Origin of the sequence: Streptococcus azizii (assembly GCF_001984715.1) — a bacterium.
GTDB classification, from domain to species: Bacteria; Bacillota; Bacilli; order Lactobacillales; family Streptococcaceae; genus Streptococcus; species Streptococcus azizii.
Genome location: NZ_MSPR01000001.1, coordinates 244130 through 264800, shown reverse-complemented (window position 1 = coordinate 264800; position 20671 = coordinate 244130). Strand labels below are relative to the sequence as shown.

Genomic DNA, 20671 nt, shown 5'->3' with positions numbered 1-20671 from the left:
GAAAGGAAGAGTGAGAGATGTTAGTACAAACAAAACAGATGACCGTTCCTTCTATTCTCGTCCTCAAGCGAGATGGACGCTCAGTCGCATTTGATGCAGATAAAATCTTGATAGCGCTTGGTCGAGCCAATGATGAGCTAGACCATCCTTGCTCAGGAGTAGTGCTTCATCAGGTTGTGGAAGCTGTATTAGCGGAGATTGGTCGCCGCTTTCATCAGGATATTCAGATTTATGAGATTCAGACCATTGTTGAGCAAGAATTGCTCAAGTCCCACTTGTATGAGTTAGCCGAGGTCTACATTCAGTATCGGACCAAACGAGATTTTGAACGTCATCAAGCCATGGATATTAACTTTACCATTGAAAAACTGCTGACAAAAGATCAGACAGTGGTCAATGAAAATGCTAATAAAGACAGTGATGTTTTTAATACTCAACGGGATTTGACAGCAGGAATTGTTGGAAAATCTATTGGGCTCAAGCTATTGCCATCCCATGTGGCCAATGCCCACCAAAAGGGTGATCTTCATTTCCATGACCTAGACTATAGTCCTTATACCCCTATGACGAATTGTTGCTTGATTGATTTCAAGGGGATGCTAGCAAATGGTTTTAAAATTGGGAATGCGGAGGTAGAAAGTCCTAAGTCTATCCAGACGGCTACTGCTCAGATTTCACAAATTATTGCTAATGTTGCCTCCAGTCAATACGGGGGATGTACCGCAGATCGAGTGGACGAGTTACTGGCTCCTTATGCGGAATTGAATTATCAGAAGCATTTGAAGGATGCTAGTCAGTGGGTCTTAGCTGAAAAGCAGGAAGAGTATGCGCGTGAAAAGACTAAAAAAGATATTTATGACGCCATGCAATCGTTAGAATATGAGATTAACACCTTATTTACTTCAAATGGTCAGACCCCCTTTACGTCTTTAGGATTTGGATTAGGAACTTCCTGGTTTGAGCGTGAAATTCAAAAGGCGATTCTACGGATTCGGATTAAGGGCTTGGGTAGTGAAGAACGGACAGCTATTTTTCCAAAGTTGATTTTCAGCTTGAAACGTGGGGTAAACTTGGAGGAAGGTAGTCCCAATTATGACATCAAGCAGTTGGCCTTGGAATGCGCGACTAAGCGGATGTATCCGGATGTTTTATCCTATGATAAGATTATCGAGCTGACAGGCTCCTTCAAAGCGCCGATGGGCTGTCGCTCCTTTTTACAGGGATGGCTAGATGAAAATGGTGAAGAGGTTAATGCTGGTCGGATGAATTTAGGGGTTGTGACTCTCAATCTTCCTCGGATTGCCATGGAATCTGGCGGTGATATCCTCAAGTTTTGGGATCTTTTTGAAGAGCGTATGGAGATTGCCAAAGATGCATTGGTGTATCGTCTGCATCGGGTCATGGAGGCGCGACCAGCCAATGCTCCAATTCTCTATCAGTACGGTGCGTTTGGGAATCGCCTAGGCAGAGATGATGAGGTCGAGCAGCTCTTTACCCAGCGCCGAGCAACGATTTCTTTAGGTTATATTGGTTTGTATGAAGTTGCTACGGTCTTTTATGGAAGTCATTGGGAGACAAATCCCGCTGCGAAAGAATTTACGCTGGATATTATTCGGGTTATGAAGGAGCGGGTCGGCAGTTGGTCGGATGAGCATGACGTACATTTTTCGATTTATTCAACACCATCTGAGAGTTTGACAGATCGCTTCTGTCGTTTGGATCGGGAAAAATTTGGTCTAGTCAAGGATATTACAGATAAGGAATATTATACGAACTCTTTCCACTACGATGTGCGTAAGAATCCAACACCTTTTGAAAAATTGGAATTTGAAAAAGACTATCCAGAGGCAGGTGCGACAGGTGGCTTTATCCATTATTGTGAATACCCTGTCTTGCAACAAAATCCTAAGGCTTTGGAAGCTGTTTGGGATTTTGCCTACGATCGGGTGGGATATTTGGGGACTAACACGCCGATTGATCGTTGTTATCAATGTCATTTTGAAGGGGATTTTATACCGACTGAGCGAGGGTTTAGATGTCCAAATTGTGGCAATACAGACCCTAAAACGGTGGATGTAGTCAAGCGAACCTGTGGCTATTTAGGTAATCCGCAGGCGCGACCGATGGTCAATGGCCGTCATAAGGAGATTGCTGCGCGTGTCAAACATATGAACGGATCAAGCATACATGTAAAAGGAGAGATGAATGGGGAAGTACCAATTAGATAATAAAGGCAAGGCCCTTGTTGAGCGCTACCATGAGAAACATTCTAGGGATGTTACGAATAAAAAAGACAAGATTGCCCAGTTGCGGGAACAATTTTTAAAAAAGCAAGGGAAATAATGAAAGGGAGGGCGTTGCCCTCCCTGTATCGTAAGGAGGAGTCTATGGAGCTTAGAAAACCAACTCTAGCAGATAAAACAGCTGTTTTAGAGATGATCGAGGAATTTTACAGGGTGGATAGTCCGATAGATGGCTTTTTTGGTGGAGAGGATGTTGACTATGAAGGCTGGTTAGAAAAAAATGCTGCTAGTGAGATGGGCTTGGGACTTCCAGAAGGGATTGTGCCGTCCATTCAATATGTCTCTTTTGATGCTAACAATCGCCCCTTGGGCTTTTTGAATCTTCGTTTATGTCTCAATGAACGCTTGCTGAGACGTGGAGGACATATTGGATACAGTATTCGCCCCAGTGAGCGTAGGAAAGGCTATGCGAAGGAGCAGTTGCGCTTGGGGTTATTAGAAGCGCGGTCTAAGAATATCTCGCGCCTATTGGTGACCTGCCATGTGGACAATGAGGCTAGTCGGCGTACTATTCTTTCACAGGCGGGACAGTTGGAAGAGCGACTCGGGGAGATAGAACGTTATTGGATTGAGGTGAGGGAGTGATGAATAATCCAAAACCGCAAGAATGGAAGAGTGAGGAATTGAGTCAAGGGCGAATTATCGATTATAAGGCTTTTAACTTTGTGGATGGAGAAGGAGTGCGCAACTCTCTTTATGTTGCGGGTTGCCTATTTCATTGTGAAGGGTGCTACAATGTCGCAACCTGGTCTTTTAAGGCGGGGATTCCCTACACACAGGAGTTGGAGGAACAAATCATGAAGGATCTAGCCCAACCCTATGTGCAGGGCTTGACCCTGCTAGGTGGGGAGCCATTTTTAAATACAGGAATCCTCATTCCCTTGGTCAAACGGATTCGCAAGGAACTGCCAGATAAGGATATCTGGTCTTGGACGGGCTATACGTGGGAAGAAATGTTACTGGAGACACCTGATAAATTAGAGTTGTTACGTCATATCGATATTTTGGTAGACGGACGCTATGATCGAACGAAGCGGAATCTCATGCTACAGTTTCGAGGGTCAAGTAATCAGAGAATCATTGATGTGCAGAAATCTCTAGCCCAACATCAAGTCGTTATTTGGGACAAATTGCAGGATGGATCGAGTCAATATGAGCAGGTAAAACGGGATGAGCAGTAGTCTAAAATATGATATAATGGTAGCATTATTGGTAAACATCTACCCTGTATGATGTTTAGATGAAGGAAGAAAGAAACTATGTATGATTATCTCATTGTTGGAGCAGGTTTATCAGGGGCAGTATTTGCCTATGAGGCCACCAGGCGTGGCAAGAGAGTAAAAGTGATTGACAAGCGCAATCATATTGGAGGGAATGTCTATTGTGAATCAATGGGAGGAATCAATGTCCATAAATATGGAGCACATATTTTTCATACTTCCAATAAGCGGATTTGGGACTACGTCAATCAATTTGTAGCATTCAACCACTATATCAATTCCCCGGTTGCTCATTATCGAGGGAAGTTGTATAACCTACCTTTTAATATGAACACGTTTTACGCTATGTGGGGGACCAAAACTCCGCAGGAGGTTAAAGAGAAAATAGCAGAGCAGACCCAGCATTTACAAGCTACTGAGCCTAGGAACTTAGAGGAGCAGGCCCTGAAATTGATTGGGAAAGATGTCTATGAGATTCTCATCAAGGGCTATACGGAAAAGCAGTGGGGACGATCAGCGACGGATTTACCTCCCTTTATCATCAAACGGCTACCGATTCGTTTTACCTTTGATAATAATTACTTCCATGATCGTTACCAAGGGATTCCAGAGGGTGGTTATAATAGCATCATTGAGAAGATGCTGGAGGGGATTGAAGTTGAATTGAACGTAGATTTTTTTGAGGACAAATCAACTTGGGAGTGTCAGGCTAAAAAAGTGGTTTTTACAGGGATGATTGATCAGTATTTTGATTATAAACATGGTGACCTGGACTACCGTGGGCTTCGTTTTGAGCATGAATTACTTGAGACGGATAATTACCAAGGAAACGCTGTGGTTAATTATACGGAAAAAGAGGTGCCGTATACTCGCATTATTGAGCATAAGCATTTTGAGTTTGGGAATCAGAAAAAAACGGTCATCACGAAGGAATATCCAACAGCTTGGCATAGGGGTGATGAGCCTTATTATCCCATCAACGACGCAGAAAACAATGCTATTTTTGCGAATTATGCCAAGGAGGCAGAGGCCATCAAGGACAGGGTCATTTTCTGTGGTCGTTTAGCAGACTACCAATATTATGATATGCATCAGGTCATTGAAAGAGTGCTTGATGTGGTGGAAGCGGAGTTTCATGAATAAGCACCAAAGTGGTTACGGCCAGTTTGGTGCTTTTGTATGAGAGCGATGCAGTGTTTACTGAATACTTGCTGAGCCTCGTTCTTCTATTTCAGACTTGTTGACAAATTCTCTCACATTTTCATTTATAAGTTCGGATTTCTGTGGTCACTTTCTTGTTTCTAGGTGACCAAATGAAACTGTTTTTCACCCAGAGTTTAGACGATGTTCCATTCGCCAAGATACAGACAAAGGGCGTCAAAAACTCAAAAATTATTTTTTCATCTAGAATTAGAGATTTTATCAATAAATGGAAACAGAAAAAGATGAATGACTGAGCATTCATCTTAAAAAATATGACATACTAAAAAGGTAGAAAAGTTAAGACAGTGGCTCTAATTTCTGAAAGGTGGTGGTGCTTATGGGCAATTCATCAAAATCTGACAGAAAGGAGGAAGCCTAAAGTTGACAGCTTTTGAAGTCGTACAACTCATTTTTGGATTTGGTAGTTTCACTATCGGGCTAGTTAGTTTGTGCTGTAAAATCTTCAAAGATGACAATAAAAAATAACCGTTCTTAACTTTGGCGAGTTAACGGTTATTTTTTAACGGTTATTTTCTGCCACCGTCTTAAACGGTTCTGCATAGGGTAGTTGTTTGTCCAACTGCCCTTTTCTATCATCATTGTATCTAACATCATCTAAAATGTCAACAAAGTATATAAAAATATGGTATACTAGAAAGGCAGAAAAGTTAAGACGGTGGCTCTAATTTCTGAAAGGTGGTGGTGCTTATGAATGTAAGTGCTAAAATCCAAAGAGAAAGGAGCGGATATTGTCGGTTTACGAGGCAATGCAACTAATGCTAGGGTTTAGTAGTTTCATACTTTCCCTTATCGGTTTAGTTGTTACTATCGTAAAATTGAGCAATAAAAAATAACCGTCTCAACTTTGACCGGTTGACGATTATTTTTTAATAATTGAAAAACTAGTCACCGTCTTAAACGGTTCTGCATAGGGTAGTTGTTTGCGCAACTGCCCTTTTCTATTATCAGTATATCTAAAATGGGATAGAATGTCAAATAGGTACATAAAAATAGCTTGTTTTTTATTTTTATAAGGAGGAGGGATAGTGATGGTAGATATTGTAAATAATACGCAGGTATTTAATGTGTCAATATCCGTTCCTGATAATTTGTTAGTAGTGAGTAAGGGGGAGTATTTAGATCTGTTACGAAAAACAGATGAGGGGCAGTGCTGGTCTATTGATGAGGCTGTTAAATTGTTAGGTTTTAGTAAAACTAAAATTATAAATGATATTTTACTGAATCCAAGATTTAAGAAGGAGTTAGATATAGCTGATAAAATGAGTATAGCAGGAATTCGTCATACTTACGGGAGCTACTTATTAGCTAATAAAGTGGATATATGGGTTGTTGCAAAAATCTTAGGTCACAAAGATATTCAGCAGTCGATAGAAACGTACGGACATTTATTGCAAGAGATAGAAAAAGAAGGGTATCAAGAAATAAGAGAATTGTTGGTTATAAATAAAAAGGTCTAAGAAAAAAGAATTTTTGACCAGATTTTGACCAAAATGTTGCAAGATAAGCAAAAAAGCCTTGCGATACAAGGCTTTCGGAGATGTGCGAACATCCTCCCTGTAGGGATCGAACCTACGACCCACGGATTAAGAGTCCGCTGCTCTGCCAGCTGAGCTAAGGAAGGAAAAGAAAAACGCTGTATTGGTACCGGTGATTCAGGAATTGTATTGATCCCGCACAGTAAGTAGCAGGTGGGTAACTCGTTTCTAACTTCAGTCGCTTCCGTGTGAGACGGCCTGCATACTGTTAGAAAACTCTTGTTTCCCTAGTAATACAAAAATAGTCGGTCAACACATAGGTATGAATTCGTATACCACAGCAGTTCTTATCTATGTATTTATCTTACCATATTTTGAAAAAAAATCAAGAGAAAATTGACAAAAAAGAAAGCGTTGTCGTAAAAAGTATGTTCCGTACTCTATCAAGGTTGTGATGAACTGTGTTTTTTTAATTCTATAATTCTTTCTTGAGTTAGTTTGAGAGCTCGCTCGTATTTTCCGGTTTCGTTAGCTTCAAAATAGTGTTGCTGAGTGAGTGCATCCGGTAGGTATTGTTGGTCTACCCACTTTTCAGGGAAATGATGAGGATAGAGGTAGCCTTGTGCATTTCCTAATTCATTGCTTCCTTTGTAATGTCCGTCTCGGAGATGTCTTGGAATCGGTAAGTGTCCATGTTTTTTGAGGTCAGCAAGAGCCTGATCCATAGCTACGTAGGCGGAATTTGACTTTGGAGATAAGGCGAGATCGATCACGACATTGGCTATAGGAATACGGGCTTCTGGAAAACCTAACTTTTGAGCAGCTTCAAGAGCAGTCACTGTGTGGATCTGGGCATCGGGATTAGCGAGGCCAATATCTTCGTAAGCGATGACCATGAGGCGTCTAGCAAGGCTTGGTAAATCTCCAGCCTCAATTAGGCGGGCAGCATAATGGAGGCTGGCATTGACGTCACTTCCTCGAATAGATTTTTGAAGGGCAGAGAGAACATCGTAATGTCCGTCTCCGTTTTTGTCCATGGTGATATAGCTTTTTTGCAGGCTATTTTTCATAGTATCCAGCGTAATATGGTGGCTACCTTTGGCATTTTTAGGAGTGGAAAGGACAGCCAACTCTAAGGCATTGAAGGCAGAACGGAGGTCCCCATTCGTACTTGCTGCAATGAAATCACGTGCGTCATCATCTAATGTGACGGGGAAATCAAAGCCACGTTCAGGCTCTGAAATAGCTGTCTGAATAGCTGCTTTGATGTCATCATTTGAGAGGGGTTCGAGTTCAAAAATTTGCACGCGGCTGCGAATGGCAGGGGTCACAGAGAAGAAAGGATTTTCTGTAGTGGCTCCAATCATGATGAGATTTCCATTTTCAAGCAAGGGGAGTAAAAAATCTTGCTTGGTCTTATCCAGCCGATGGATTTCATCAAGGAGTAGAATCAAGCCACCGGAAAACTTAGCTTCCTCTGCAATTTCTTGGAGCCGCTTTTTGGTATCGACAGTGGCATTGAAGGTACGAAAGGCGTATTTGGAAGTTCCTGCAATAGCGCTAGCAATACTGGTCTTACCAATCCCTGGCGGACCATACAAAATCATGGAGGATAGTCGCTTGGCATCTACCATGCGACGGATAATTTTTCCTTCCCCGATCAAGTGCTCTTGGCCGATGACCTGATCGATGGTTTTGGGACGCATTTTTAGGGCAAGATTGTCAATCATGTGGTTTCGTCCTTTCTGTCTTTTTGGCTGGTTTTGTGTTACACTTATCTATATATTCTATCATAAATACTATAAAGTGAGGTAAGATGAGTAAGTACGGTTTTTTAGATGTGTTAGGCCAGAAAATGGAGCAGGAATTTCCCTATGATTTTGAAATTCATTGGGACAAGAAAAATCATGCAGTGGAGGTGGCTTTTTTACTGGAAGTGGAGAATAAGGCAGGCATTGAGATAGTAGATGATGAGGGAAATAGAACGGCGGAAGATATTTTCTTTGAAGAAGTGGTTTTATTTTATAATCCCTTGAAATCAAGTGTGAGGAAAGAGGACTACTTAGCGGTCCTCCCCTATGAGCAGAAAAAGGGTTTATCAGGCGAATTTATCTCCTACTTTGTTGCATTTCTAGCAGAGACAGCAGAAAAAGGTTTGGACGACCTCATGGATTTTTTGGCAGATGATGCTGCAGAAGAATTTGCGATTGTCTGGGATAAGGAGGCTTTTGAAGCTGGTAGGGGTAAGGTAGAGGAGACAGACTTTTACCCTTATCCGAGGTATTAATACTCAATAAAAATCAAAAGTAGACTAGGAAACGAAGGCGAAGGTAGAACTGGCGTTCACCGAGACAAGTTGACGACGTATCCTTTTGATTTTTAAAGAGTATAAGTAAGAATTTGGGAGTAAAGGAGAGACTATGTGGCAAGAATTACGGGTACAGCTTGAACGTCAGGGAGAAGAGATTGTCTCCAATCTCTTGGTTGAGTTAGGGGCGCAAGGTGTTGTTATTGAAGATACGGCGGACTATCTGGGTAAGGAAGATTTATTTGGGGAAATCATGCCTGAAAAGGAACAGGCGGACTCAATTACGATTATTACGTATTACCCGGAAAATATATGTATAGCAGATGTTAAAGCAATGCTGTTGGCACGTTTAGAAAAGGTCAGTGACTTTTTGGATCCCAGAACAGTTCGTCTGGAGGACCAGATTTTGAAAGAGGAAGACTGGGCGGATAATTGGAAGAAATACTATGAGGTAGCGCGGATTACCCACGATTTGACCATTGTGCCGTCTTGGACGGACTATGAAGCGACAGCAGGTGAGAAGATAATTCGTTTGGATCCAGGTATGGCTTTTGGGACAGGGACGCATCCGACGACGAAGATGAGTTTATTTGCTCTAGAGCAGGTGTTGCGAGGTGGTGAGCGTGTTCTTGATGTAGGAACTGGGAGCGGGGTCCTTTCGATTGCCAGCTCCCTTCTTGGTGCGGGTGACATTCACGCCTATGATCTGGATGAGGTCGCGGTACGTGTGGCCCAAGAAAATATTAGTCTCAATGCTCATACAGATAATATTACGGTCAAAACAGGAGACCTACTTCGTGGTGTGGAGCTTGAAGCAGACGTCATCGTGGCCAACATCTTGGCGGAAATCTTGGTAGATTTGACAGATGATGCTCATCGCTTGCTCAAGGATGAAGGGTATCTGATTATGAGTGGTATCATTGCGGATAAGTGGGATATGGTGCGCTCAGCAGCTGAATCGGCAGGCTTTTTCCTCGAAACTCAGATGATTCAAGGAGAATGGAATGCGGCTATTTTTAAGAAAACCAGAGATAGATCAGGGGTGATTGGGGGCTAGGATGCAACAGTATTTTATCAAGGGCAGAGCGCCGCGGGGTGTTTTCCAGATTAGCGATAAGGACACTGCCAAGCACATGTTTTCTGTCATGCGGTTGCAGGCAGATGAACAAATTGTCCTAGTCTTTGATGACGGTATCAAACGCTTGGCGCGCGTGGTGGACAGCCAGCATCAATCTGTTGAAATTATCGAAGAACTAGCAGATAATGTCGAACTACCTGTTTCCGTCACTATTGCTTGTGGTTTTCCCAAGGGCGATAAATTGGAATTTCTTGCTCAAAAAACGACAGAGCTAGGAGTAAGTCAGTTCTGGGCTTTTCCAGCAGACTGGTCGGTGGTCAAATGGGATGAGAAGAAGGTTGCGAAAAAAATTGAAAAATTGCAGAAAATTGTCCTTGGAGCAGCTGAGCAAAGCAAGCGTAATCGGGTGCCTCAGGTCAGCCTATTTGCCAATCAGTCGGATTTTCTTGCAACTTTTGACCAGTTTGATTGTGTTCTTATCGCCTATGAAGAATCTGCTAAAGCAGGTGAGCGAGCAACTCTGATAGAGGTTTTAACGCATTTCACAGGTGGGGAAAAGATTCTCTTTATCTTTGGTCCTGAAGGCGGACTGTCGCCTGATGAAATCGAACGGTTTGAAATCAAAGGAGGACGCCAGGTCGGTCTTGGTCCGAGGATTATGCGAGCAGAGACGGCTCCGCTTTATGCCCTAACGAGTGTCAGTGTCTTAACGGAATTGATGAGGGCTTAGGTGTAGGAGCTGTTTCGGCTTTAGCTAAGACAGCTGGGCCTAAAAACTAATGATTTTTATTGAGCAGTAGGCTACGGGTGTGAAGAAAGGGGATTTTCAGAGAATCGATATTCATTGCGGAGATGAATGGTAAAAAATGCCTGTGGCTAGAAAATGGTTACAGGCATTTTCTTCGTGTGTACGGCGCTTTTGGAGGACTCCCATCTTTTTCTTTTAGCGTGAAAGTGGTAAAATAGTAAGAAACAGTGTGCGAATGAGGAAGAGGAATGAAAGAAATCAATCTAACAGGGGAAGAGGTCATTGATCTGACGGCTCAGTATATGCCTAAAGAGGATGTAGCCTTTGTACGCAAAGCGCTGGAATACGCTCTTGCAGCTCACAGCCAGCAGTTTCGCAAATCAGGCGAGCCTTATATTATCCATCCTATTCAGGTAGCGGGTATTTTAGCGGGTTTGCAGCTTGATGCAGTGACGGTTGCCTGTGGCTTTTTGCATGATGTAGTAGAAGATACAGCTATTACATTGGATGAAATGGAAGCAGAGTTTGGCTCGGATGTGCGGATGATTGTGGATGGGGTGACCAAACTTGGGAAAGTTGAGTACCAATCGCACGAAGAACAATTAGCTGAAAATCATCGCAAGATGCTAATTGCTATGTCTAAGGATATGCGGGTCATATTGGTTAAGTTAGCAGACCGTTTGCATAATATGCGTACCTTGAAGCATTTACGGAAGGATAAGCAGGAGCGGATTTCACGTGAAACAATGGAAATTTATGCTCCACTTGCTCATCGTCTAGGGATTTCGTCTATCAAGTGGGAATTGGAGGACATGGCCTTTCGCTATCTGAATGAGACGGAGTTTTACAAGATTACGCATCTGATGACTGAAAAGCGTAGGGAACGGGAAGCCTTAGTCAATGAGGTGGTTGATAAGATTCGCGAGTTTGCAAGCGAGCATCATCTTTATGGTCATATCTATGGTCGTCCCAAGCATATTTATTCGATCTATCGAAAGATGCATGACAAGAAGAAGCGATTTGATCAGTTGTATGACTTGATTGCCATTCGTTGTATCATGGAAACACCGAGCGATGTCTACGCCATGCTAGGATATATTCATGAGTTGTGGCGTCCGATGCCGGGGCGGTTTAAGGATTACATAGCCAACCCCAAAGCAAATGGTTACCAGTCGATTCACACGACAGTCTATGGTCCAAGAGGACCGATTGAATTTCAGATTCGGACCGCAGAAATGCACCAGGTAGCGGAATACGGGGTCGCAGCCCACTGGGCGTATAAACGCGGCGGTAAGGCAAGAGCCAGTCAGCAGGAACTGAAATGGATCAATAATTTGATTGAATTGCAGGCAGATGCTGGAGATGCACAGACCTTTGTCGATTCTGTCAAGGATGATATTTTCACCGAACGAATCTACGTATTTACACCAGACGGGTCCGTCAGAGAATTACCGAAAGACTCTGTGCCGATTGACTTTGCCTATGAAATCCACACCAAGGTTGGCGAAAAAGCAACAGGAGCTAAGGTCAATGGTCGCATGGTCCCCTTGACCACTAAGCTCAAAACAGGCGACCAAGTTGAAATTATTACAAGTGCCAATTCTTTTGGGCCAAGTCGTGACTGGGTGAATCTAGTAAAAACGCATAAAGCTAGAAATAAAATTCGTCAATTTTTCAAAAACCAAGACAAGGAACTATCGATTACCAAGGGACGTGAGTTGGTTCAGAATCTCCTACAGGAAAATGGCTATGTGGCGAATCAATATTTGGATCGCAAGCATTTGGACGATGTATTGCAAAAAACGAGCTATAAGACTGATGAGGCTCTCTTTGCAGCGGTAGGCTTTGGAGAAATTTCTGCCATGTCTATCTTTAATCGTTTGACTGAAAAAGAGCGACGTGAGGCAGAACGTGCCAAAGCAAAGGCTGTTGCGGATGAACTGGTCAACGGTGGCGAGGTGAAGCAAGATAATAAAGATAGCCTCAAGATTCGCCATGAGGGCGGTGTGGTGATTGAAGGAGCCTCAGGCCTTTTGATTCGTCTTGCCAAGTGCTGTAACCCAGTACCGGGTGATGAGATTACGGGGTATATCACGAAGGGTCGTGGTGTAGCAGTTCATCGGACGGATTGTATGAACCTAAAAAGTCAGGAAAACTATGAAGTTCGCTTGATTGATGTGTCCTGGGAAGATGAGCCGTCTAGCAAGGAATATATGGCTAATATTGACATCTATGGGTTGAATCGATCAGGTCTCCTGAATGATGTCTTGAAAGTCTTGACCAATTCGAGTAAAAATATTTCCTCTGTCAATGCTCAGCCAACCAAGGATATGAAGTTTGCGACCATTCACGTATCCTTTGGCATTCCAAATCTGGCAACGCTGACAAGTGTTGTGGATAAAATCAAGTCAGTACCAGAAGTGTACTCGGTCAAACGGACAAATGGGTAGGTGAATAGATGAAAATAGTTATTCAACGGGTAGCAGAGGCGGCTGTTACCATTGATCAGCAAATTCACGGACAGATTAAGCAGGGTCTTCTTCTTTTGGTCGGTATTGGGCCTGATGATGGCAAAGAGGATGTGGACTATGCAGTGAGAAAGATTACCAATATGCGAATTTTTTCGGATGAACAAGGGAAGATGAATCGGTCTATTCAGGATATTGAAGGACAAATCTTATCTATCTCACAGTTTACCCTGTTTGCGGATACGAAAAAGGGCCATCGTCCAGCCTTTATAGGAGCGGCTCCGCCGGACCTTGCGCGGAAATGTTATGAGGAGTTAAATCAAGGTTTGGGAGCTGTCGTTCCTGTTCAGACAGGTATATTTGGAGCGGATATGCAGGTGTCCCTTGTCAATGATGGACCTGTGACCATTTTGCTCGATACCAAACAGAAATGATAAAATGTAAAGAAAAATAGGGGATTGGGGCAGGTGACTTAGGTAACGGCTAACCTCGCTGTCTAATTTTTAGTCTCGGGTTTCTATGGTCACTTTCGTGTTTCAACTGGTTAATCCTCACTTTCCAATTTCTATTTCTTGGCACGGGTTTCTATAGTCACTTTCTTCTTTTGGGGTGACCAGCTGAAACAGTTCACCGAACTGTTTCACTCCCATTTTTGCTTTGCTCGCTTCAACAGTCTAGGGATAGACTGTTGAAGGTTGGAAATAGAACGAGAGAAACTCGTGTCAAAAGTCCTCGTATCTTGATGAGTGAAAAGCTCCAGTGGAGGTTTTCGGCAGATTTCTTAAAGGTAGCTGGGAGTTTGCTTTGGTTATCTATCATGCACTCAAAAGACCTGACACAGCGTGTATCAAGTGCTGTGTCAGGTCTTTTATGCTTTTTCGATATACAATCCCTTTGCGATGTTAAAGGGGAGGGCGATGGTTGTTTCTCCGCAATGAATGAGGAGGTTTTGGGTAAGGGGATCGATTTGCTGAACAGAAAAGACATCATTTAAGGTGAGATGGATTTGTTCAAGGAATTGAAGAAGAGAGAAAGAGTCGTTGATTCGGACCAAGCGGTAGCTTCCGGTCTCTGTGACTTTATCAAGGGTATCCTGATACTCTTCCGTTAACAGTTGGTCTTTGAGAGGAATGGTACCTCCGTGTGGACAGGTCTTTGGTGAACCTAGAAAGTGATCAAGCTGATCGATAAAATGATCCGAGACAGTGTGTTCGAGGACTTCGGCTTCTTCGTGTAATTGGTGACTTGTATAGCCTAGGTGTTCAAGGAGAAAAACCTCAATTAAGCGATGCTTCCGATAGAGACGAGCGACCATTTTTTGACCGAGAGGAGTCAGCAGATAGCCAGCTTGTCTATCTTTTTGAATCAGCCCTTCTTCAATCATTCGCTTCGCCATTTCGGTGACGGCAGGCGGAGAGACTTGCATACGTAGTGCTACCTCCTTGTTGGTGATTTTTTCCTTTTGCGTGCTGATTTCATAGATACATTTTAGGTAGTCTTCTTTATTAGGGGTCATCTGAGGGTCCTCTCTTTTTCTCTTATCTAGTATAACAAAAATTGAAAAGAAAAGTAAGATACAAAGGGCTTTTGACACGAGTTTCACTCGTTCTATTTCCCACCTTCAAAGGTATACCATACCTTTGAAGCTAGGAAAAACTATCCCAAAGGGATTCTCAGCTGTAATCAGCTAAAGCTGAAACAGCTGCCTCTCTTTTTTCCGAGGTTTTAGGCTGAACTCAATTCCAAGATACAAAGCCCGTATAAAACTCCAGTGGAGGTTTTTAGCTTATTTCCTAGCTTTCCTGCTTCTTGGCTCAAACTTCTGTGGTCACTTTCGTGTTTCTAGGTGACCAGTTGAAACAGTTCACCGAACTGTTTCAATCTCATCTGTAATCGGCTAAAGCCGAAACAGCTGCCTATCTTTTTTCTCACATTTTAGTCCGAACTCAGTTACAATTTACCGAGACTCTTGACAACGTATCCTGTTGATTTTTAAAGAGTAGTATAGAATACTTCGTCGTCATTTCTTGAAAAGGAAGTTAGATCAGAGGATAAAAACAAACTCCTGTGTGGCTCATCGAAAGAGTATCGCACAAGGAGTTTGAAATTTTATATGGACCATTTACGGACGTGCATCCATCAAAGCTAGAAGATATAGAGGTGTCCAGAGATGGCTGTTCTTGCAAGTAGAATCGCATCAAGTGGGGCTTTGACGAGGCTTATCCGTAAATGTCCCCTATAAACTATTTAGCTAAGCCTTCTGCAATTTTATCCAAATTCCATTTCATCATGGCGTAGTAGCTGTCTCCATCTTCTCCTTCTTCAGCGACAGAGTCGGTGAAGATTTTTGCATAAATCGGGATATTGGTGTCTTTTGAAACAGTCTTCATTGGATGATCATTGACACTACTTTCGACAAAGAGAGATGGAACCTTGGATTGACGTAGTGTTTCAACCAAGCGCTTAATTTGGTCAGGTGTTCCCTCTACTTCTGTGTTAATCTCCCAAATATAGGCAGATGGGACCTGATAGGCTTTTGAAAAATACTTGAAACAGCCTTCGCTTGTTACAATCATTTTCTTCTCGGCAGGGATATTGTTAAATTTTTCTTTGGCTTCTTTATCTAAGGCATCGAGTTTTTCAAGATAGGTAGCTAGATTTTTCTCATACGTATCTTTGTTGTTGGGATCCTTTGCAATCAGTTGTTTGGCAATGTTTTTCGCGTAAATCATCCCGTTTTCAAGATTAAGCCAAGCGTGGGGATCCTCTTTACCTTTTTCATCTTCTCCTTCAAGATAGATGACTTCGACACCATCGCTGACAGCGAAGTAGTCCTTATTTTCCACCTTATTAGCATTTTTGACCAGTTTTGTAAACCAAGCATTTCCACCAGTTTCGAGATTGATTCCATTGTAGAAAATGAGGTCTGCTTTTGATGTTTTTTTCACATCTTCGGGCAGGGGTTCGTATTCATGGGGATCTTGGCCGACTGGAACGATACTGTGCAAATCAATCTTGTCCCCAGCGATATTCTTAGTCATATCCGCCAGAATGGAGTTGGTGGTCACAACTTTTAACTTAGAAGACTCGGTGCTTGATTCCCTTGTGGAATTTGAGCAGGCAGCAAGGCCTAGGATTGCAAGGATTACAACCGCTAGAGTAGATAATTTTTTCATGAATTTCTCCTTATGAATGGGATGATTTTTTTAAATAGCGCATCAGAATGCCTTGTTTTGGGGCAAAAAGGAAGCTAATCAAAAAGAAAGTGGCTGATGTCAAGACGATACTAGAACCGGCAGCAATATTAAAACTATATCCTAGAAAGAGACCAACGATAGAAGAAAGAGCTCCTAAGGCAGAAGATAGGAAAATCATGTTTTTTAGACTGCTGACATAGAGATAGGCAGTAGCGGCTGGTGTAATCAGCATGGCAACAATGAGGATGGTTCCGACACTTTGCATGGCTGTGACAGAAACCAAGGTGAGCAAAATCATGAGTAGGTAGTGGTATAGATTTACCGGCATTCCCATAGATTTTGCAAGTAGTGGATCAAATGAGGTAATCAAGAGCGGCTTGAAAAAGAGGAAAATCAAGAAGAGGACGACAGCGGCAACGCCAATCGTAATCCATTTATCCATGTCTTGTACCGCAAGGATATTCCCAAATAAAATATGGAATAAGTCGGTAGAGCTATTGGCAACCCCGATAAGGATGACCCCTAGAGCTAAAAAGGATGAAAAGGTAATCCCGATTGCAGTATCACTCTTGATGATACTATTTCCCTTGATATAGGTAATCATGACCGAGGCGAGAAGTCCAAAGGCAATCGCACCGATAAAAAAGTTAATACCCAAAATGTAAGAGAGGGCAACCCCTGGTAGAACCGCATGGGAAATCGCATCCCCCATGAGGGATAGACCTCGTAAGATGATAAAGCACCCAACTGCTCCAGCAACAATACCAATGACAATTGCTGTTACCACAGCATTTTGTAAAAAGTGGAAACTATGTAAACCTTCGATAAATTCTTGAATCATTTCTTATCATCCTCCATGAGTATCAGATTCTCACCGTAGGCGGCTTGGAGGTGTTTTTTAGTAAAGGTTTGTGAGGTTTCTCCAAAGGCTACGACTTCACGATTGAGCAGTAGAACTTGGTCGAAGTAGTATTTGACCTTGCTCAAATCATGGTGGACGATGAGGATCGTTTTCCCTAATTTTTTGAGATTGCGCAGTGTGGTCATGATAATGTTCTCACTGACAGAATCAATTCCTACAAAAGGTTCATCTAAAAAGATGTAGTCGGCTTCTTGGACGAGACACCGAGCGATGAGCACACGCTGAAATTGACCGCCAGATAATTCGCTGATTTGTTTGTCAGCGTAATCCAGCATTCCGACGATTTCAAGGGCACGTGCTACCTTTGACCAATCCTGTTCTTTGAAACGTTGAAACAGGCTGATTTTGGGGTAGAGTCCTAGAGAAACGCATTCTTTGACCTTGATAGGGAAGTTAAAATCGATGGCAGCTTTTTGTTCGACATAGGCGATTTTGCTGCGCTGTTTGCGAATATCGTTCCCGTCAAGGGCTGTCTCCCCTTGATGGTCAACGATATGGAGCATGGCTTTTAGTAGGGTAGATTTCCCTGCTCCGTTGGGTCCTAGGATACCTGTAATCGTAGGACCTTGAATGGTTACGTTAACAGTGTCTAAGGCTAAGACAGTGTGATAGCTGACACTGAGATCTTTTATTTCAATCATCTGTACACTCCTTATTGTTTTAATATACCTTAACTTAAAAATTAAGTCAAGTTAATTTTTGAAAATTCTCAGCATTTTCTCATCTTTTTCTAACAATAGAGGAGAATGGTAGCGGTGAAATGGATTTCTTATATAAAAATACTTGCAATACAGGGATTTTTATGCTATAGTAATATCAGATATAGAAAACGCTTTCAAAAAGGAGGTTATATCTAAGGCAGTCGGTGGTCAAGCTGATTTGTTCTAGTATGAGTGTAGTTGCCTTATCTAAATGATGAAGGTTAGAAAGTAGGTTCTATGAGACGCATTTTTATCTTTTTATCCACCTTGCTCCTATGTGTTTACATGGTCATCAGAATCCATGACCAACAACATCAATTAGTCTTTTCAAACTACGATGCGGTCGATCTTGTCGGTACAGATGGAGCGCAGCCCAGAGCAAAACGTGAGGACTTTACAAGAGCTTTAAATGAGCTGGCAGAAGCTCATAATAGTGTCATTGCCAGGCGGATTGTTGAGCCAAATGAAAAAGGGGAAACCTATTTTGCTTATGAGTTCTATGGATCTGGTAAGCGACCGGAGTCTCTAAGCCAGGCTAGGGCAGAAAGTGCCAGAGATAGTGATTTAGTCAATAGCTACCTGATCGTATCGGGATCTGTGACGGCCGAGGAGCTGGTGTCGACCATGGGTCAGTTGGGCTACAAAGGGGTTTCTACGCCGGCTACCTTCATAGGGGTCCTATTGCTGGTCATTTTACACGATGAGGTGGCTTTGCTGAGTTTCATTCTATTTGTATTGACCTTTGTGTCCATGACCTTGATTTATCGAATCAAGGACTTGAGGAGTACAGGACTTAGGAGGATTGCCGGACTGAGCTTTGGAAGGATCATGTGGGCTTCTGTTTGGGTAGATGTAAAGGCGGTCCTCCTATCCTATCTGGTCACCAGTTTTATCGGTGTTTCGAGTCTTTATTTGCTGGGGCTGTCGCATCGCCTTCCCATTTCTCTCTTATGCTTGGGCTTAGGAGCTTATAGTCTCCTCCTCGTGGCTCTATCTCTCTTTTTGAGTTTCATCTATCTCTTGGGACTAAGGGCGGGTTCCTTAATTGAGATTTTAAAGGGGAGGCTTCCTCTAAAACGCTTGCTCAGTTTGATGTTAGTGGGACAGCTGCTCTCAGTCTTGGTGGTGGGCTACGTTGCTAATAGTATCTTACTAGAGTACAAGGAACTCCAGATTCTAGGAAGTTCCGCCAAAGAATGGGACAAGCAAGGCGACTATTATCAAGTGCGCGGTAGTTATTCTGCCGGCCTCACCAAGGGAGAAGAGGAAGATAGGCGGCAAAAGGTCTGGTATGACCTTGCCCAAACAGCTATCACGGAGAGGGATGCTATTTTTGTTAGGAGCAATGTGCGACATCTTTTTTTTAAAGAACTGTACGGAGATGCATCAGGCGTGCGTCTGACAGACTATGCTCCAGATGGCAATACCTTATATGTCTCCCCTAACTATCTGGAAGCACAGCATGTCGAGGTTGGCAGAGACTTTCTGACACAGATGAAGAATTTGAAAGAGGGAGAGTTTGGGCTACTGCTCCCCCAAAAGTTACAAGCCAGGCAGGCTGAGTTTGAAACCATTTACTCAGAGTACCTGTCTGATGGGTCAAGGTTGGGTCTGGAAGCTACCAGTCAGCCTCTGTTTCAAGCCAAGGTCCATACTACCATCGTGAGAGACGGACAGAAGCGCTTTCTTTACAACAATGATGAAGTTGCCCAAATCCAGTATTTAGAGGACCCCATCTTGGTTGTGCTGACCCCCAAGGCAATGGGAGATACTGTGGCGACCCGTTTGTTTTGGGGCGTAGAGGTGACTAATTCCCTTCATTTGAGAGGCTATCAAGACAGCATTGATTTGCTCAAAGAACAAGGGGCTTACCACTGGGTGTCCTATCTACTGAATGATCGGATTACCTATTATAAACATCTATCAGAGAGTCGCAGTCGCTTTTTCTCTCTCCTTATTGGAAGTGCTTTGGGCTTAGCGACCTCGGTACTCCTGTTTGACTGTATGAATCTAATCTATTTTGAGCAGTTTAGACGAGAGATCTTTATCAAGAGATTGGCAGGTTTGAGGTTCGATGAAATCCACTTTTCCTATCTCATAGCACAGATGATAGTCCTAGCTCTAGGAAATGCTGGCATTGTCTACCTTACCCAAAATATGGTGATTAGTTTGGTGACAACGGCGGTCTTTCTTGGAAATATGCTCTTGATTTTGTACCGGCAGAGTAAGGCAGAAAATCAAGAAGCAGTTACAGTATTGAAAGGAAAATAGCATGATTGAAATCAAAGGGTTACAAAAACGTTTTGCCAATCGGGTGATTTTGAATCAGGTAGATGTGGTCTTTGAAAGAGGGAAAATCTATGCGCTTATTGGGGAAAGTGGTAGTGGAAAGACAACGCTCTTAAATATAATTGCTAAGTTAGAACCCTATGACAAGGGTGATGTCCTCTATGATAAAAAGGACATCAAGGAGATTAAAGAACATCTCTACTATCGTGATTATCTAGGGTATCTATTTCAACAGTTTGGCTTGATCGAAAGCGAAAGTGTCGCTGCCAATTTAGAGTTAGGTCTCGTCGGAAAAAAGCTAACCAAAGCACAGAAAGAAGAACGGAAACGTGAGGCTTTAAAAAAGGTTCATTTAGAATATATTTCCTTGGAACAGAAGATTTTTGAGCTATCGGGCGGGGAATCCCAACGTGTAGCGCTGGCAAAGGTCTTTTTGAAAGATCCTCCGCTTGTTCTAGCAGATGAGCCGACAGCTGCTCTTGATCCGCTCAATTCAGATGAAGTGATGAAGCTATTGTCCTTTTTGAAGAGTGATAGCAGAATTATCATCATAGCGACCCACAATCCAGCTATCTGGGAAAAGGCAGACGTGGTGATTCGCATGGAGGATTTATAGGTGATGGTGACGAAGTTTGAATTGGAATGATCTACCCATTTTTACATTTCTAGAGTATTGCTACGTAAAATGCCTGCAAATTCTGCTTCTTTTTGCTATCATGGAGGTAGAAACATAGAAAA

Annotated in this window: 20 protein-coding genes, 1 tRNA gene and 1 other RNA gene; 15 read left to right on the top strand and 7 right to left on the bottom strand. The window is 42.8% G+C overall.

Translation table 11 applies throughout. The features are described 5' to 3' along the window. The first annotated feature begins 17 nt into the window (after positions 1-17). The 8 genes from nrdD (at position 18) to BVE84_RS01190 (ending at position 6204) form a co-directional block, all read left to right on the top strand. Positions 18-2228, top strand: a complete 2211-nt coding sequence (gene nrdD, locus BVE84_RS01220) for an anaerobic ribonucleoside-triphosphate reductase (protein WP_076995257.1) — start codon at positions 18-20, stop codon at positions 2226-2228. After that, complete coding sequence (locus tag BVE84_RS10935; protein WP_167366950.1) at positions 2206-2343, top strand: hypothetical protein; 138 nt, start codon at positions 2206-2208, stop codon at positions 2341-2343. The genes nrdD and BVE84_RS10935 overlap by 23 nt, the downstream gene beginning before the upstream one ends. 44 nt (positions 2344-2387) lie before the next feature. After that, positions 2388-2888: a GNAT family N-acetyltransferase gene (locus tag BVE84_RS01215; RefSeq protein ID WP_076995256.1), complete on the top strand. Its 501-nt coding sequence runs from the start codon at positions 2388-2390 to the stop codon at positions 2886-2888. Then, positions 2888-3484: an anaerobic ribonucleoside-triphosphate reductase activating protein gene (nrdG, locus tag BVE84_RS01210; RefSeq protein ID WP_076995255.1), complete on the top strand. Its 597-nt coding sequence runs from the start codon at positions 2888-2890 to the stop codon at positions 3482-3484. The genes BVE84_RS01215 and nrdG overlap by 1 nt, the downstream gene beginning before the upstream one ends. A 78-nt stretch (positions 3485-3562) precedes the next feature. After that, positions 3563-4666: a UDP-galactopyranose mutase gene (glf, locus tag BVE84_RS01205; RefSeq protein WP_076995254.1), complete on the top strand. Its 1104-nt coding sequence runs from the start codon at positions 3563-3565 to the stop codon at positions 4664-4666. A gap of 441 nt (positions 4667-5107) precedes the next feature. After that, on the top strand, positions 5108-5212 hold the full coding sequence (locus BVE84_RS01200; protein ID WP_076995253.1) for a putative holin-like toxin: 105 nt from the start codon (positions 5108-5110) through the stop codon (positions 5210-5212). 281 nt (positions 5213-5493) lie between these two features. Then, entirely contained in the window at positions 5494-5580 is an 87-nt protein-coding gene (locus BVE84_RS01195) for a putative holin-like toxin (RefSeq protein WP_341864562.1), read from the top strand. 195 nt (positions 5581-5775) lie between these two features. Then, positions 5776-6204, top strand: a complete 429-nt coding sequence (locus tag BVE84_RS01190; protein ID WP_076995252.1) for a DUF771 domain-containing protein — start codon at positions 5776-5778, stop codon at positions 6202-6204. A gap of 91 nt (positions 6205-6295) precedes the next feature. Here the strand turns inward: BVE84_RS01190 and BVE84_RS01185 are convergent. The 3 genes from BVE84_RS01185 to BVE84_RS01175 all read right to left on the bottom strand — a co-directional run bounded on the left by BVE84_RS01185 (position 6296) and on the right by BVE84_RS01175 (position 7952). Further along, positions 6296-6368: transfer RNA gene (locus BVE84_RS01185), tRNA-Lys, on the bottom strand. 5 nt (positions 6369-6373) lie between these two features. Then, a non-coding RNA gene (ssrS, locus tag BVE84_RS01180) (6S RNA) lies at positions 6374-6569 on the bottom strand. 96 nt (positions 6570-6665) lie between these two features. Continuing rightward, positions 6666-7952, bottom strand: coding sequence for a replication-associated recombination protein A (locus BVE84_RS01175; protein WP_076995251.1), 1287 nt, complete (start codon positions 7950-7952; stop codon positions 6666-6668). An 86-nt stretch (positions 7953-8038) separates the two neighbouring features. Here BVE84_RS01175 and BVE84_RS01170 point away from each other — a divergent pair, with 86 nt between their 5' ends. From BVE84_RS01170 to dtd, 5 genes are all read left to right on the top strand, one after another. Beyond that, entirely contained in the window at positions 8039-8509 is a 471-nt protein-coding gene (locus BVE84_RS01170; RefSeq protein ID WP_076995250.1) for a DUF3013 family protein, read from the top strand. 133 nt (positions 8510-8642) lie between these two features. After that, entirely contained in the window at positions 8643-9587 is a 945-nt protein-coding gene (gene prmA, locus BVE84_RS01165) for a 50S ribosomal protein L11 methyltransferase (protein WP_076995249.1), read from the top strand. A 1-nt stretch (position 9588) separates the two neighbouring features. Next, on the top strand, positions 9589-10338 hold the full coding sequence (locus tag BVE84_RS01160) for a 16S rRNA (uracil(1498)-N(3))-methyltransferase (protein WP_076995248.1): 750 nt from the start codon (positions 9589-9591) through the stop codon (positions 10336-10338). Between the two features lie 266 nt (positions 10339-10604). Then, a complete protein-coding gene (locus BVE84_RS01155; protein ID WP_076995247.1) occupies positions 10605-12806 on the top strand; it encodes a RelA/SpoT family protein in 2202 nt (733 codons plus the stop codon). An 8-nt stretch (positions 12807-12814) separates the two neighbouring features. Further along, complete coding sequence (gene dtd, locus BVE84_RS01150) at positions 12815-13258, top strand: D-aminoacyl-tRNA deacylase (RefSeq protein ID WP_076995246.1); 444 nt, start codon at positions 12815-12817, stop codon at positions 13256-13258. A gap of 434 nt (positions 13259-13692) precedes the next feature. Here dtd and BVE84_RS01145 read toward each other — a convergent pair whose 3' ends face one another. The 4 genes from BVE84_RS01145 to BVE84_RS01130 all read right to left on the bottom strand — a co-directional run bounded on the left by BVE84_RS01145 (position 13693) and on the right by BVE84_RS01130 (position 17584). Continuing rightward, the gene (locus BVE84_RS01145) at positions 13693-14340 is read right to left on the bottom strand and encodes a metal-dependent transcriptional regulator (protein ID WP_076995245.1); all 648 of its coding nucleotides are present in this window, start codon (positions 14338-14340) and stop codon (positions 13693-13695) included. 727 nt (positions 14341-15067) lie between these two features. Continuing rightward, on the bottom strand, positions 15068-16000 hold the full coding sequence (locus tag BVE84_RS01140) for a metal ABC transporter substrate-binding protein (protein WP_076995244.1): 933 nt from the start codon (positions 15998-16000) through the stop codon (positions 15068-15070). 10 nt (positions 16001-16010) lie between these two features. Further along, positions 16011-16862 (bottom strand): metal ABC transporter permease, encoded by an 852-nt coding sequence (locus BVE84_RS01135; protein WP_076995243.1) that lies wholly within the window; start codon positions 16860-16862, stop codon positions 16011-16013. Beyond that, positions 16859-17584, bottom strand: coding sequence for a metal ABC transporter ATP-binding protein (locus BVE84_RS01130; protein ID WP_076995242.1), 726 nt, complete (start codon positions 17582-17584; stop codon positions 16859-16861). The genes BVE84_RS01135 and BVE84_RS01130 overlap by 4 nt, the downstream gene beginning before the upstream one ends. Before the next feature lie 297 nt (positions 17585-17881). On the opposite strand from BVE84_RS01130, the gene BVE84_RS01125 reads away from it, so the two are divergent. Next, a complete protein-coding gene (locus BVE84_RS01125; RefSeq protein ID WP_076995241.1) occupies positions 17882-19915 on the top strand; it encodes a bacteriocin-associated integral membrane family protein in 2034 nt (677 codons plus the stop codon). 1 nt (position 19916) lies between these two features. Further along, on the top strand, positions 19917-20549 hold the full coding sequence (locus BVE84_RS01120; RefSeq protein ID WP_076995240.1) for a putative bacteriocin export ABC transporter: 633 nt from the start codon (positions 19917-19919) through the stop codon (positions 20547-20549). Positions 20550-20671 lie beyond the last annotated feature (122 nt).

Excerpts from the sequence above, each read along its gene's own strand:
- nrdD (WP_076995257.1), top strand. The coding sequence starts at position 18 with ATGTTAGTACAAACAAAACAGATGACCGTTCCTTCTATTCTCGTCCTC.
- BVE84_RS10935 (WP_167366950.1), top strand. The coding sequence starts at position 2,206 with ATGGGGAAGTACCAATTAGATAATAAAGGCAAGGCCCTTGTTGAGCGC.
- BVE84_RS01215 (WP_076995256.1), top strand. The coding sequence starts at position 2,388 with ATGGAGCTTAGAAAACCAACTCTAGCAGATAAAACAGCTGTTTTAGAG.
- nrdG (WP_076995255.1), top strand. The coding sequence starts at position 2,888 with ATGAATAATCCAAAACCGCAAGAATGGAAGAGTGAGGAATTGAGTCAA.
- glf (WP_076995254.1), top strand. The coding sequence starts at position 3,563 with ATGTATGATTATCTCATTGTTGGAGCAGGTTTATCAGGGGCAGTATTT.
- BVE84_RS01195 (WP_341864562.1), top strand. The coding sequence starts at position 5,494 with ATGCAACTAATGCTAGGGTTTAGTAGTTTCATACTTTCCCTTATCGGT.
- BVE84_RS01190 (WP_076995252.1), top strand. The coding sequence starts at position 5,776 with ATGGTAGATATTGTAAATAATACGCAGGTATTTAATGTGTCAATATCC.
- BVE84_RS01175 (WP_076995251.1), bottom strand. The coding sequence starts at position 7,952 with ATGATTGACAATCTTGCCCTAAAAATGCGTCCCAAAACCATCGATCAG.
- BVE84_RS01170 (WP_076995250.1), top strand. The coding sequence starts at position 8,039 with ATGAGTAAGTACGGTTTTTTAGATGTGTTAGGCCAGAAAATGGAGCAG.
- prmA (WP_076995249.1), top strand. The coding sequence starts at position 8,643 with ATGTGGCAAGAATTACGGGTACAGCTTGAACGTCAGGGAGAAGAGATT.
- BVE84_RS01160 (WP_076995248.1), top strand. The coding sequence starts at position 9,589 with ATGCAACAGTATTTTATCAAGGGCAGAGCGCCGCGGGGTGTTTTCCAG.
- BVE84_RS01155 (WP_076995247.1), top strand. The coding sequence starts at position 10,605 with ATGAAAGAAATCAATCTAACAGGGGAAGAGGTCATTGATCTGACGGCT.
- dtd (WP_076995246.1), top strand. The coding sequence starts at position 12,815 with ATGAAAATAGTTATTCAACGGGTAGCAGAGGCGGCTGTTACCATTGAT.
- BVE84_RS01145 (WP_076995245.1), bottom strand. The coding sequence starts at position 14,340 with ATGACCCCTAATAAAGAAGACTACCTAAAATGTATCTATGAAATCAGC.
- BVE84_RS01140 (WP_076995244.1), bottom strand. The coding sequence starts at position 16,000 with ATGAAAAAATTATCTACTCTAGCGGTTGTAATCCTTGCAATCCTAGGC.
- BVE84_RS01135 (WP_076995243.1), bottom strand. The coding sequence starts at position 16,862 with ATGATTCAAGAATTTATCGAAGGTTTACATAGTTTCCACTTTTTACAA.
- BVE84_RS01130 (WP_076995242.1), bottom strand. The coding sequence starts at position 17,584 with ATGATTGAAATAAAAGATCTCAGTGTCAGCTATCACACTGTCTTAGCC.
- BVE84_RS01125 (WP_076995241.1), top strand. The coding sequence starts at position 17,882 with ATGAGACGCATTTTTATCTTTTTATCCACCTTGCTCCTATGTGTTTAC.
- BVE84_RS01120 (WP_076995240.1), top strand. The coding sequence starts at position 19,917 with ATGATTGAAATCAAAGGGTTACAAAAACGTTTTGCCAATCGGGTGATT.